Raw genomic sequence first — 12,197 nt, 5'->3', positions numbered from 1 at the left:
CCACCCCAGCTGCGAGGAGTTCCCCATGCCCGCCCGAATCGTGCTCGTCCGGCACGGCGAGACCGAGTGGTCGGCCACCGGTCGGCACACCGGCCGTACCGACATCCCGCTCACCGAGGAGGGCCGGGCGATGGCCCGCGCTCTCGGGGCCCGCCTGGCGAAGGCCCCGTGGAACGGACTGCCGGACGCCGTCGTCTACACCAGCCCGCTCTCCCGGGCCAGGGAGACCTGTGAGCTCGCCGGGTTCGGCGACCGCGCGGTGGACCGCCCGGAGCTGATGGAATGGGACTACGGCCAGTACGAGGGCCGCACCGGGGTCGACATCCGGGCCACCGACCACCCCGGCTGGCTGATCTGGCGGGACGGCGTGCCCGGCGGCGAGAAGCTCTCCGACGTCGCCGCCCGCATCGACACCTTCCTCGCCGGACTCAACGACGAGCACGGTACGCCGCACCCCGACACCACCACCATGCACTGCGCCGACCGCGACGTGGTGCTCTTCGCGCACGGCCACCTGCTGCGCATCCTGACGGCCCGTTGGCTTGGTCTGCCGCCCGAGTCCGCCCAGCGCTTCAAGCTGGGGACGGCGGCGCTCTCGGTGCTCTCCTGGGAGTACGGGCTGCCCGCGGTGGAGATCTGGAACGACACCAGCCACCTCCAGGAGCTCCAGGCCCACTGACGAACCCGGACCGCTCCGCCGGAGGCCGCCCGTGGACCCGACCCGCCGTCAGGGTCTCGGGCGGCCTCCGGCTGTGTCCCGCGCGGTCAGGCCGCGACCGTGTTCCGGTACGCGCCGAGGAACTCGGCGACCTCCGCGACCGACCGGTGCGCGCTCAGGTGCTCGGCGGTGTCGGCGAGCATCCCCCGGATCCGCGCGGAGCGGACCTCGCCGAGCAGGGCCACGGCCGCCGAACCGTGCCGCGCCGCCCCCGCGAGGTCCCCTTGGCCGAGGCGGTCGTGGGCCAGCTCGGCGGTGTACAGCACGCGGTTGCGGACGAAGTGCGGGTCCTGGAGAGCTATGGCCCGGCAGGCCCGCTCGCTGGCCCGGTCCCACTCGCCCAGAGCCGACCAGCACTGCGCCTCCAGACCTGCGATCTCGGCCTCGCCGAAGAAGGACATCCACTCCGGGTCGGCTTCCGACTCGCCCCGGTCGAACAGCGTGTACGCGCGGCTCAGCGCGCGCTCGCAGGCCGCCCGGTCGTTGAGCAGCGCCCAGCCCCCGGCCTCGCGCATGGCGAGCAGGGAGAGCAGCCGGTCCGAGTCCAGCCGCCGGGCCGCCGCCTGACCCGCCTGCGCGGCGCGCAGCGCCTCGCGCGGCCGGCCGGCGTCCCTGGCGAGGAAGGCGCTGTTGCAGAACACATGGGTCTCCAGCGCCGCATCGTCGGCCATCCGGGCGGTGGCGAGTGCCTCGGAGTAGAACGACCGGGCGTCGGTCAGCCGGTTGGAGTCGTGTGCCAGCCAGCCGACCGAGATCGCCAACTCGCCTGCCCCGGACTGGAGTCGGCGTTCCGTCGCGGTGCTGTACTCGCCGTCGTTCAGCAGGACGTACGCGTTGCGCAGTGACTGGCCGGCCAGCTCGAAGAGGGTGTCCGCGCCGTGGGCGTCGTCCAGCAGCCGGATGTTCCGGACGGCCTGCTCGACCCCCTGCACCTCGGCGGCCCCCACCTTGCGCGGCAGCGGGAGTTGGGTCACCTGCCGGGCCGACCCGGGCTGGGGCGAGCCGGGTTGGGCCGGCTCCGCGTATGCGGTCCCGGGCTGCGCGGGCTCGGGCCTGGCGAGCCCGGAGAGGACCGACTCCGGCTGGGTGGAGGCTGGTCGGGTGGTGAGCGGGGCCGCGGGCGCCGGGGTTGCGGCGTGGGCCGGCCGGTCAAGGCCGAGCGCCACCGCAAGGGCGGTCGAGCCGCCGCTCAGGAACGTACGGCGACGCACGTCGTCGTTCTCCTCGTCGGGATGGTGCGAATCGGTGAGCAGGAACAGACCGCCCTGCCCGGGGGCGGGCGGTTGCGGCGCGCTCCTCCCGGCGGTGCGGCGACGGACCGCCGTGCGAGGGGTGAAACCGAGATCCTGCAGTGAGCGGTCGGGCCACATGTGCCGGAAGACCCGCTCGTACGCGTAGTTGGGGCAGCGGATCTCACCGGACTCGACCCGCCCCACGTAGCGGGCGTCGCAGGACACGTGCTCGCCGATCTCGCGGGCGGCCCGCCGGATCGCGGTGGCGAACTCCCCGGGGGAGCGGTCGCCCCGCAGGCCCCGCATCACGGTGTTGGGGGAGGCGGCATGGGGGGTGACGGCGGCAGTCGGCGTGGACTGCGGTTCGCCGGGTCGCTTGGCTGCCATGATCTGCGCTCCGAGCTTGTGCTGGGGATCTCGCTGTGGGTTGCGGCTGCTGTGGTTGTGGCTGTCGGGTGGATGCTGGTCGGGTGGGTGTCGTCCGGTGGATGCAGTCCGGTGGGTGCGGCCAGGCGGGTGTGGTCGGGTGCGGGTGGGGGCGTCTGGTGTGGTGAACTGCCTCTGGGCGTCGTGTGTCGAACGGGGCGCCCATGACAGTACCGGGAGTTATGTGGCGAATACGGTGAGTTGCTGGATGATCTGCCCTCAATTCCCCATAATTCGGGCGGCATTGCCGAGTTCTGCCATGAAATGCCATGGCTTGCTGTAGGCGGCCCCGTGGCCTTGGGTGCACTCTTCGCGTTGTCCTGATACTTGGAAGCCCCGGTCTGTACCCCCCACTTGACCGCGAGGCCCGGCTTCCGACCTGACGAGGTGACGGGAGGGCCGCCATGGCCATCGGAGTGCCGCAGTACCGACGGACGGCCGCCGGCGGAGTTGCCCAGGGCCTCGTGCCCGCCCTGGTGCCGGACGGTCCGCGCGGCGCCGAGGGTGCCCGGAGAGGCGGAGGTGCCCGAGGCGTCGAGGGCGGGCTCTCGTCGTTCGCGGGAGGGGGCGGAGCGATCGCTCCGCCCCCCAAGCCGGTCGGTTACGACACCGTCACCGTCCCGATGCGGCACGGGTTGGAGACGGTCGACATCCTGCGGCTCCGCCGAGCCTGCGGAGTCGTGCTCCAGGCCGCAGGCGGCTCCGCGATCTCCTTCCTCGTGCCGGCCGGGACGTCCGAGCTCTGGCACCTGCCGGGCAGCAGTTGTACGCCGGGAGCCGTGCTGTACCCACCCACCGACCCGCGCTGGGTGATGCCACCCTCCGGGCCCGACTGCGTGGCCCGGCCCACGGATGCGTGGGTACTGCGCTCGGCACTCTGCGAGGCCGCCTGCACGTTGACCGCAGGCGGCCTCGGGCCTTTCTGAGGCCGTCCGATCGCGGGGCCGTCCCGACCTTGCCGGGGCCGTCCGATCGCGGGCCGTCCGAGGTTGTCGAGGCTGTCCGACCGCGTTGAGCTGCGGTTCCGCCCGTCGCCCCGGAGATGACGGTCGCCGATAATGGTCGCCATGGGACGCAGCAACAGGGCCGGCAGGGCTCGTACCGAGACCGAGCCGACCCTCGCCGCACCCGGCGGACCCTCCAGCGGCGCGCGTACGCACGCACAGGGCCCGCTCGCCCGCCGGGTCGACTCCGGGCTGGCCGAACTCGTCCCCGACCGCGACCGCCCCCGGGGCTGGACGCTGCTGGTGGACGGTGCGCCGCAGTCCCTGGTGGACCTCGCCGACCCGACCTACCTGGGCTTCGAGTACCAGCGCAGGCTCGGCCACCTGATCGACCTGGCAGCCGCCCCCGGCAAGCCCGTCACCGTGCTGCACCTCGGCGGAGGCGCCCTCACCCTGGCACGCTACGTCGCCGCCACCCGCCCCCGTTCCCGCCAGCAGGTCGCCGAGATCGACGCCGCACTGACCGAACTCGTCCGCGCGGAACTCCCGTTGGAGCGCGGCTGGCAGATCAAGGTCCGTGGCGCCGATGCCCGCGCGGTGCTGGAGCGCACCCCCGAGGGCGTCGTGGACCTGGTCATCGCCGATGTCTTCGCCGGAGCCCGGGTGCCCGCCCACTGCGCGACCGTCGAGTTCGCCACCCTGGCGGCACGGGCACTGGCACCCGGCGGCCGGTACGCCGTGAACATCGCGGACGGTTCGGCCCTGCTCTTCGCCCGCTCCCAGGTCGCGACGCTCCGCGCGGTCTTCCCGGAGGTCTGCCTGGTGGCCGATCCGGCGGTACTGCGCGGCAAGCGCTTCGGGAACCTGATCCTCGCGGCGGCTCAGCAACCGCTCCCGCTGGACGAGTTGGGCCGCCGAGTGGCCTCCGACTCCTACCTCGGCCGGGTCGAGCACGGCCGGTCGCTCGCCGACTTCACCGCCGGCGCCGCACCGGCCACCGACGCCACGGCCGCCCCGTCCCCCGCCCCGCCGCCCGGCGTCTTCCGCTGACCCCGGCGGCCTGTCCTAGTGCCCGCGCGGCAGGCCGCGGTGCTTGTACATCGCGGCGCCGGTGAGCAGCATCCCGCCCGCGATCGGCACCAGTACGGCGGTGAGGTCGCCGTCCCCTTCCACGGGGATGGCGGCGGTGAGGGCGAGCCCGTCCTCGGTCCCGTCCCCGGCCAGCGGCTGCGTCGGATCCAGGACCTGTACGGCCACCGGGTGCATCTCACGGCCGGGCCTGCCGATGCTCGCGGCGGACCCCGGACCCGCACCCGAGCTCGTGGCGTTGCCGCCGGGGGCGTCGGGCGTCGGGGTGGAGGCCGGGTCGGCGTCGGTGGCGTACCGGGCCGGCGTGCCCGGCTCGGCGGTGGAACGCGCCTCGCCGCCGACCGGGCCCGAACGTGAGGCGCGCGGAGCGCCGTCCCCGCGCGCCTGCGGCGGGACACCGGGGAGCAGGACGGCGGCGATCGCGAAGGCATCGGGCACCGTGGTCGCCTGCCCCGGCAGCGGCAGCCCTCCTGCCCTGATCCGGTCCTGGAGCACCTGCTCGACCGGCCCGGCCGAGTGCTTCAGGACCGGCGCGGCGGTACCGGTCAGCGTGTCCAGCAGGGCGGGGGTGTCGGTTCGGCTCACCAGGTCGGCGCCGGGCTCGGCCGTCGTCGCGTACGCGCTGCTCACCCCCAGGCCCAGGCTCCACACTTGGGCGAGCACGGCGCCGCCGACGGCAAGGGCGCGGGGGCGGGGCAGCCGTCCGCCGGTCTGCCGCGCGCTGCGGCCGGGGTCATCGGGCCGGACTGTGGCGGCTGTCGGCTGCGCCGGGATCGCATGATTGGCTCGCACGTGAAGGGAGAACGAGTCCCCGGGGCATGAGGTCACGCAGTCGGTGACTTTCCGTCATCGCCGCAACTCTCGGTGGCGTGCCGGCAGTGGCCCGACGGGCTGGACGCGCTTGTGCGTTGCGAGGCGCCGATCTGCCGGTGCGCCGCGCGCGGTCGGAGGTGTCCGCCGCCTGCGGGCACGGTTTTCGGCCGATCTGACGGTGCTTCGCCAGGGCGGCGTACTTCCCGCTCAGATGCCTCGGAAGGCTGCGCTGCCGAGGCTGTGCAGCGGGCCGATGGAGCCCGTGCGGCCGGTCCGTGGGCGGGGAGCCTGGCCCGGGCCGACTGAGCCCGGGGCAGGCGTGTGTCCGCGTGCGCGGTCCCGCCGTACGACGGTCCGGCGTCGTGGTCCCTGCGGAGCCCCTGGGGTCAGGAGTTGGGGCGCAGGGTCCAGGTGATGGTCATCACACCGGTCACCGCGCCGTCGGCCCGGGTGATCTCGACGGTGACCGGGAACTCCGGGCGCTCGCCCTTGTCCAGCTCGGCGACGATGTCGGCGATCGGGCGGCCGATCGTGGCGGTGGCGGTGACCACGCCCATGGCCAGCTTCTTGTACGCGATCTCGGCGTTCACGGCGAGCGGTACGGCCCGCGAGAGCTGGTCGCTGAAGGCCGCGAGCACGATGCAGCCGCTCGCCGACTCGGCCAGGGTGAACATCGCGCCGGCGTGCGGTCCGCCGACGTGGTTGTGGAACTCCGGCTGGTCCGGCAGCTGCAGGACCGCCCGCTCGGGGGTGGTCTCCAGGTACTGGAGCTTGAGGGTGCGGGCCATCGGGACGGTGGAGTCGAGCAGCTGGCCGATCGAAGGTGTGGTCATGGCGATGATGTTACTAGCGGGTAGCTTCTTCGGGGAGGGGCGCCGGAAATCTTTCCGGACCGCGAGGTGGGAGAGGGTGCGGGCGCCAAGGACCGGAACGCAGAAAAGCCTTGAGGGGCAGATCTCCAGGAGATCTGCCCCTCAAGGCTGTTGGGGTGAGTGACGGGACTCGAACCCGCGGCCACCTGGACCACAACCAGGTGCTCTACCAACTGAGCTACACCCACCATCTGTCCGGCACTTTCCCGCTTTCGCGTTCCCGCTCCGACACAGAGAACTCTACAGGATCCGAGAGGGTGCTCGCGCCAGGGTTCCGGTCCGGCTCCGGATCAGGTCGTGACCCGGCTCCGACCTGGCTCCGTCCCGGCCCTGACCCGGGCTGCGGCAGAGTGTGGGTCAGGTGGTCGGCAGCTGGTACTTCGCGGCGATCGCGCGGGCGGCGTCGGTGTCCGGCCCGGGCTGTTCGACGAACACGGCCTCGCGGTAGTAGCGGAGTTCGGCGATGCTCTCGCGGATGTCCGCGAGAGCCCGGTGGCTGCCGCCCTTCTGCGGGCTGTTGTAGTAGGCGCGCGGGTACCAGCGGCGGGCCAGCTCCTTGATCGAGGAGACGTCCACGATCCGGTAGTGCAGGTGGCCTTCGAGGGCGGGCATGTCCCGAGCCAGGAAGCCCCGGTCGGTAGCGACCGAGTTTCCGCACAGGGGGGTCTTGCCGGCCTCCGGCACGTGCTCGCGGATGTACGCGAGGACGCGCTCCTCGGCCTCGGCGAGCGTCATGCCGTGCTCCAGCTCGTCCAGCAGCCCCGAGGAGGTGTGCATGGTGCGCACGATCTCGGGCATGTTGGCGAGCGCCTCGGCGGGCGGGCGGATGATGACGTCCACTCCGTCGCCGAGGATGTTCAGCTCGGAGTCGGTCACCAGGGCGGCGACCTCGACCAGTGCGTCCCGGTCGAGGTCGAGCCCCGTCATTTCACAGTCGATCCATACCAAACGGTCATTCACGCACCTCACCCTACGGCGCGATCACGTGAGGCGGACAGCTGACGGTCCGCCCCGGGCGGGCGTGCCGCGCTGCCGGCCTCGGTGCTCCCGCCGCCGGTGTCGTCCACCCGGTCGGCACCGTGGTCCTTGCCGGGATCCCCGTGACGCTCCCCCTGACGGTCGGCCTGCGTCGGGCCACCGGCGGTGTGAGGAGCGGCCGTGTGCCCGCCGGTCGTCCGCGAGGTGGTCGCCCGCGAAGCGGCCGGATGAGCACCGGACGGGTGGGCACCGGTCGCGTGGGCGTCCGGGAGTGCGGTGCCGTCGGCGCGGTGGCCCTGGCCGAGCCCACGGGCGGCGGGCCGCCCGTGCACCTCGTCCTCCGCGACCGCATGCTCAACGGTGCGTTCCGCAGGTCGGTCCACCGGCCGGTCCAGCGGGCGTTCGCCCGGCCTGGACGGCCTGACGGCGCCGGCCCCGGGCTGCGGCGGGATGATCGGACGGAGCCGGCCCCTGCCGGGTGGCGGGGCCGTGGCGGATGCGGCCGAACCGGACGCCTGGGCGTTCGGTGACTGGTGCACGGACGGTACTCCTGTCGCCGAGCCGACCGCCGAAGGCCCGGCCGGACCGGCAGCGGTCGGACCGCCGAACCCGGCCCCCGCGGCTCCTGCGCCCGACCCGGGAGCGCCAAGGGACCCCGGAATCCCGCCGAGACCTGGCGTGCCCGTCGGCCCGGGAGCCGTGCCGAGCGCGCTGCCCGTGCCGAGCAATGCGGCGGCGCCTGCCATGCCGGCCAGCCGGTCCGCCGGGTGCCCCTGACCGGGATGTCCCTGCGGTGGGACGGTGGCCGCCGGAACCGGCCGCCGGGCTCGGTAGCTCGTCCGGTACGCAGCCGGAGAGACCCCCAACTGGCGGCGGAAGTGGCCCCGCAGAGCAACCGGCGAGCGGAAGCCGCAGCGGCGCGCGACATCGTCCACGGACAGCTCCGAGGTCTCCAGCAGCCGCTGGGCCTGGAGCACCCGCTGTGTGATCAGCCACTGCAGCGGCGCACTGCCGGTGAGCGTACGGAAGCGGCGGTCGAAGGTCCGACGGCTCATATAGGCGCGGGCGGCGAGCACCTCGACGTCGAACTGCTGGTTGAGGTTCTCCAGCGCCCAGGTCACGACCTCGGCGAGCGGGTCGTTGCCGATCTCCTCAGGTAATGACTGGTCGATGTACTGGGCCTGACCGCCGCCACTGCGCCGGCTCGGCACCACCAGCCGACGGGCCAGCGCGTTGGCCGCCTCCGCTCCGTGGTCGGTACGGACGACATGGAGACAGAGGTCGATTCCGGCGGCCGTACCGGCGGAGGTGAGCACATCGCCGTCGTCGACGAAGAGTTCGCGCGGATCGACGTGGACGCGCGGGTAGCGCTTGGCCAGCGTCGGTGCGTACATCCAGTGGGTGGTGGCCGGACGGCCGTCCAGCAGCCCCGCCGCCGCGAGCACGAAAGCGCCCGTGCAGAGCCCGATGATCCGAGCCCCCTCGTGGTGCGCCTTGCGCAGGGCGGCGATCGCCTCGACCGGGGGCGGCTGTGAGATCGAGCGCCAGGCCGGTACGACGATCGTCCCGGCGCGGGAGAGCGCCTCCAGACCGTACGGGGCGGTGAGGGTCAGCCCGCCGGTGGTGGCGAGCGGGCCTTCCTCGCCCGCACAGACCAGCAGGCGGTATCGGGGGACACCGGCGTCCTGGCGGTCGACGCCGAAGACCGAGAGCGGGATCGAGCTCTCGAAGATCGGAGCGCCACCGAAGATCAGTACGGCGACCGTCTCGCGCCGCCGACGGCCCGACAGTTTCCTTGGCATGGCGGCCAGTACGGGCGCCGAGGAACCCGTGGACCCGGCTGCTGCGGCCGCTGCCGTGGCAGCCGCAGCAGCGCCGACCGTGGCTGCCGCAGTGCCGGCTGAGGCCGTTGCGGCGACTGCCGATCCGTGCTGGGCGGAGAGCTGACCGGCGCCGGGGGTGACCGCCACGAATGACCGGCTGTCAGTCGACACCATCTCGGTGGCCGGCCCTGTGGTTGCGTACGAGGACGCCGACGCCGGGTAACCTGCCTGTCCTGCCGGAAGGTTGGCAGTCGACGCGGCACCCGGGCGGGACGCGAGCGGGCCCTGCGCGCCGTAGTACGGCTTCGCGGGCTGGGGGGCGTTGGCAGAATGGGTAGCGTGCGCGTGGGAGCTGTGCGGGCCTGCCTGCGGCACACGGGGCAGTCTGGCCGCCGGGGCCGGCATCGGCGGCTGTGCGGGCACGCCGCTTCTGGCGGCCCGGCCCGTGCGGCCGATCGGCGACTGGCCGCCGTCAGGACCCACGTCGCTCCTGCTCACCCTGCTCAAGGCGCTCCAGCCCCCTCGGTGGTGTGGTGTGGTGGTGCCGCACTGTTCGCCAAGATCGAATCTACTGGGTGGACCGTTGCCGTTGTGACAAGTTCACCATCCGACGCTATGTCGACATGGCAATTTGGCGTGATGCATTCGATCACGAAGCGTGGCATCCCGCGACCCCTCTGGGAAGGGGGCAGGGGGAACGGTGGCTTGTTGTCGCACGACCCGTCCGAGGGGATCGGGGTGGGCCGCCCGGCTCCGAGCGGTCTGGGCTGCGGCTTTGTCCAACGGGTAGGGGGTGGGCGGAGATTGACCGAAAACAGGCGGTTCACGAAAGGGGCGCGCAGCCTGCCGCCGTGCGCCGCTACGAGCCTGTTGCGCGGTCGCTTCCCCAGTTGCCAGGGGCTCGACCCAGTCCTGGCGGTGCGTGATTAGGGTCGGTCCATGGAACCGCATACGGAGATACGAGGCAGGCTCGAACAGGCCAACGACAACGCTGCCGCGTTCTGGCTCGCCCAGGCGCAGGTCCACGGGTGGGAACACCTCCGGCGCCCCGGCTGGACCGCCGTCCGCTGCGCCCGGGACGCGACCGACGACCATCGTGTGGTGATCACCCGTCGATATCCGGATCCGGTGGCGCTGACTGCGGAGATCAGCGCTCTTTTCCGCACCTGGGGGACGACACATTTCTGCCTGGAGGATCCGTACGGGAAGCTGGACCTCGCCGACCTCGCCGACCTCGCCGGTGAACCCTCGCTGATCATGCCGGTGATGACCCGCGAGCCCGATGCGGTGTCGGACCGCGGCTCTCCCGCCGGGCTGGGTTTCTGGCGAATACTGTGTCAGGTCGGGGCGCTGGGCCCGCGCGGGCGGGAGGGCCGGCTCCGGGTGGTGAAGCCGTTCTGACGGTCGGTGAGGCGGTGGACGCCGATGGGCTGGCCGAGGTGGAACAGGTGGTGGTCGACGGGTTCCCGGTGGCGGCGAGGCAGCCCTGGACCCGGGGTGGGCTGCTGCCGCCGGGGCTGCTCGAACTGCCGGGCTTCCGTGCCTGGCTCGCCCGAGTGGACGCGGCGGACGGGGCGGACACGGTGCATGCGGCGGATGCGGCGGATGCGGCGGCGGGGGCGGACGGGGTGGACGGGCGGCCCGCTGCTGCCTGTGTGACCTACGACAACGGCGAGACGGTGGGCGTCTACTGGGTTGCCACTCTGCCGGACTACCGGTCGAGGGGGCTCGCTCGCGCCGTGCTCTCGCACGCCTTGGAGGCCAATCCGGGGCGGGTCGCCGCACTGACCGCGACTCTGCTCGGCGAACCCCTGTACCGCCGACTCGGCTTCACCGAACAGGGCCTGACCCGCTGGTGGCGTCCGCAGCGACCCTGACCGGTCGGCTGCGGTCACGCCGCAGTGCCCTGGCCCGAGTCCGGCCATGACACCCGTTCAGCCGGTGGGGGCGGCCGGTCGGGCCGTGGAGAGGGTGGCGTACTGCTGCGGGAACGACGCAGCGGCGGCGCTGACGGGATGCCGTCCGTCGGCAACCGACGTGCGTGGGGCGAGGCTTGAGGCGGGGGTGGCGAACGTCCCCCGGCTGCCCGGCCGTTGGTGGGGTCGGGAGCCGGGGGCGTTGCGTGCCGTCAGGACCAGCCCGACCGCCTCGGGGAGACCGGCCGCGCTGAGCGTGGGGCGGTAGCCGTCCTCGGCCCAGGGGCGGCCGTGGTGCAGCCAGACGCTGCGCAGTCCGGTCACCTCGGCCCCCGCGATGTCGGCGGGGGCGTGATCGCCGACCATCCAGGTGTGGGAGGTCCATTCGTGGGTCGGCGGGACGCCGCAGCGCTCGGCGGCGATCTCGAAGATCTGCGGATCGGGCTTCACACAGCGGGCTTCCTCGGAGATCACCCACCCGTCCACCAGGGGAGCGAGGCCGGTGCGGCGGATCTTCTCCAACTGCGCCCGGGTGTTGCCGTTGCTGACGATACCGAGTGTCCAGCCGGCCGCCCTGGCGGAGTGCAGTGCCTGGATGTGCGCCGCAGGGCAGTGGATGTGGGAGTTGATGCCTCGGCGGTAGTGCGCGAGGAGGAATTCGAGGGAGTGGTCGAGTCCGTAACGGCGCTTGGCCGCGCCCAGGACGGTGCTGCGCGGCACATAGCCGCCGCCGTCGATGGCGGCGAACCAGCTCAGGTCACCGGCCGGGAGTCGGTGTTCGTCGAGGAAGTCTTGGGCCCAGGCCCGGAATGCGGCGTCCCTGGGCAGCAGGGTGTTGTCGAGGTCGAACAAGAGCAGCGGCATGCGCTGCATGCTGCCAGTGCGCCGGGGTATGCATCAGGCAATTGCCAGACGTAGGCCCGAACCGGATGTAATTGGCTGAAACCGGAGCGTCACGGATCAACGGGACAGCTGGGACTCAAGGGGCAGTACGGACGATCGACCGGTCCGGAGCCCCCGGGGTCCCCGGATTCGCCGGAGTGGCGGAGATGCTCGATGACAGTCGGGTCACGTTGTGTGGTGGCCCTGTTGCGTCAGCGCGCCTCCTCGGCGAAGCTCCAGGGAACCTCCTTCTCGGCGGGCGTGAGGCCGTCGGTCGGGGGCGCGGAAAGTCGGCGCACGCATCGCCCGTTAGCGGGATCGTCGTCGTTTTGGGGCTCGGCTGCTGGGCCGGGCCTCGGACCCGTCGTACTCTGAAAGGAACAGGTCACAATCGGTGCTGCTCTCCGGAGACCGAATCGGTGTCATGGGCAGGCCTGTTGCCTGGACAGCCACGTCCTTTCCTGTCGGCCCACCCCACTCGAAGAGCCTTGAGCCATGGCTGGT

General features: G+C 72.6%; 10 protein-coding genes, 1 tRNA gene and 1 pseudogene. 5 read left to right on the top strand and 7 right to left on the bottom strand.

Features of this window, described 5'->3' with window-relative positions; translation table 11 throughout:
- The first annotated feature begins 25 nt into the window (after positions 1 to 25).
- Positions 26 to 679, top strand: a complete 654-nt coding sequence (locus tag P3T39_RS17470) for a histidine phosphatase family protein (RefSeq protein WP_280698601.1) — start codon at positions 26 to 28, stop codon at positions 677 to 679.
- Positions 680 to 765: 86 nt separating this feature from the next.
- Here P3T39_RS17470 and P3T39_RS17465 read toward each other — a convergent pair whose 3' ends face one another.
- On the bottom strand, positions 766 to 2,337 hold the full coding sequence (locus P3T39_RS17465; RefSeq protein WP_280698599.1) for a tetratricopeptide repeat protein: 1,572 nt from the start codon (positions 2,335 to 2,337) through the stop codon (positions 766 to 768).
- Between the two features lie 443 nt (positions 2,338 to 2,780).
- Between P3T39_RS17465 and P3T39_RS17460 the strand changes: the two genes are divergently transcribed.
- On the top strand, positions 2,781 to 3,302 hold the full coding sequence (locus P3T39_RS17460) for a hypothetical protein (RefSeq protein ID WP_280698597.1): 522 nt from the start codon (positions 2,781 to 2,783) through the stop codon (positions 3,300 to 3,302).
- Positions 3,303 to 3,434: 132 nt separating this feature from the next.
- Entirely contained in the window at positions 3,435 to 4,370 is a 936-nt protein-coding gene (locus P3T39_RS17455; protein WP_280698596.1) for a fused MFS/spermidine synthase, read from the top strand.
- 15 nt (positions 4,371 to 4,385) lie between these two features.
- Here P3T39_RS17455 and P3T39_RS17450 read toward each other — a convergent pair whose 3' ends face one another.
- From P3T39_RS17450 to P3T39_RS17430, 5 genes and pseudogenes are all read right to left on the bottom strand, one after another.
- Entirely contained in the window at positions 4,386 to 5,201 is an 816-nt protein-coding gene (locus tag P3T39_RS17450) for a hypothetical protein (RefSeq protein WP_280698595.1), read from the bottom strand.
- Positions 5,202 to 5,608: 407 nt separating this feature from the next.
- Positions 5,609 to 6,055 (bottom strand): DUF4442 domain-containing protein, encoded by a 447-nt coding sequence (locus tag P3T39_RS17445; RefSeq protein ID WP_280698594.1) that lies wholly within the window; start codon positions 6,053 to 6,055, stop codon positions 5,609 to 5,611.
- A 151-nt stretch (positions 6,056 to 6,206) separates the two neighbouring features.
- Positions 6,207 to 6,282, bottom strand: a tRNA-His gene (locus P3T39_RS17440).
- A gap of 169 nt (positions 6,283 to 6,451) precedes the next feature.
- On the bottom strand, positions 6,452 to 7,054 hold the full coding sequence (orn, locus tag P3T39_RS17435; RefSeq protein WP_280698593.1) for an oligoribonuclease: 603 nt from the start codon (positions 7,052 to 7,054) through the stop codon (positions 6,452 to 6,454).
- 833 nt (positions 7,055 to 7,887) lie between these two features.
- Positions 7,888 to 8,874: pseudogene (locus P3T39_RS17430) on the bottom strand (helix-turn-helix domain-containing protein); the annotation flags it as partial.
- A gap of 960 nt (positions 8,875 to 9,834) precedes the next feature.
- On the opposite strand from P3T39_RS17430, the gene P3T39_RS17425 reads away from it, so the two are divergent.
- Positions 9,835 to 10,296, top strand: a complete 462-nt coding sequence (locus P3T39_RS17425) for a hypothetical protein (RefSeq protein WP_280698592.1) — start codon at positions 9,835 to 9,837, stop codon at positions 10,294 to 10,296.
- Positions 10,297 to 10,310: 14 nt separating this feature from the next.
- A complete protein-coding gene (locus P3T39_RS17420; RefSeq protein WP_280698591.1) occupies positions 10,311 to 10,772 on the top strand; it encodes a GNAT family N-acetyltransferase in 462 nt (153 codons plus the stop codon).
- A gap of 57 nt (positions 10,773 to 10,829) precedes the next feature.
- Here P3T39_RS17420 and P3T39_RS17415 read toward each other — a convergent pair whose 3' ends face one another.
- Positions 10,830 to 11,675, bottom strand: a complete 846-nt coding sequence (locus tag P3T39_RS17415; RefSeq protein WP_280698590.1) for an HAD family hydrolase — start codon at positions 11,673 to 11,675, stop codon at positions 10,830 to 10,832.
- Positions 11,676 to 12,197 lie beyond the last annotated feature (522 nt).

Source organism: Kitasatospora sp. GP82 (assembly GCF_029892105.1).
Classification (GTDB): Bacteria; Actinomycetota; Actinomycetes; order Streptomycetales; family Streptomycetaceae; genus Kitasatospora.
This window is presented reverse-complemented; position numbering and strand designations above follow the sequence as displayed.

Bases quoted from the DNA above. Each gene is read 5' to 3' on its own strand.
- P3T39_RS17425 (WP_280698592.1), top strand. From the start codon at position 9,835: ATGGAACCGCATACGGAGATACGAGGCAGGCTCGAACAGGCCAACGAC.
- P3T39_RS17470 (WP_280698601.1), top strand. From the start codon at position 26: ATGCCCGCCCGAATCGTGCTCGTCCGGCACGGCGAGACCGAGTGGTCG.
- P3T39_RS17455 (WP_280698596.1), top strand. From the start codon at position 3,435: ATGGTCGCCATGGGACGCAGCAACAGGGCCGGCAGGGCTCGTACCGAG.
- P3T39_RS17465 (WP_280698599.1), bottom strand. From the start codon at position 2,337: ATGGCAGCCAAGCGACCCGGCGAACCGCAGTCCACGCCGACTGCCGCC.
- P3T39_RS17445 (WP_280698594.1), bottom strand. From the start codon at position 6,055: ATGACCACACCTTCGATCGGCCAGCTGCTCGACTCCACCGTCCCGATG.
- P3T39_RS17460 (WP_280698597.1), top strand. From the start codon at position 2,781: ATGGCCATCGGAGTGCCGCAGTACCGACGGACGGCCGCCGGCGGAGTT.
- P3T39_RS17415 (WP_280698590.1), bottom strand. From the start codon at position 11,675: ATGCCGCTGCTCTTGTTCGACCTCGACAACACCCTGCTGCCCAGGGAC.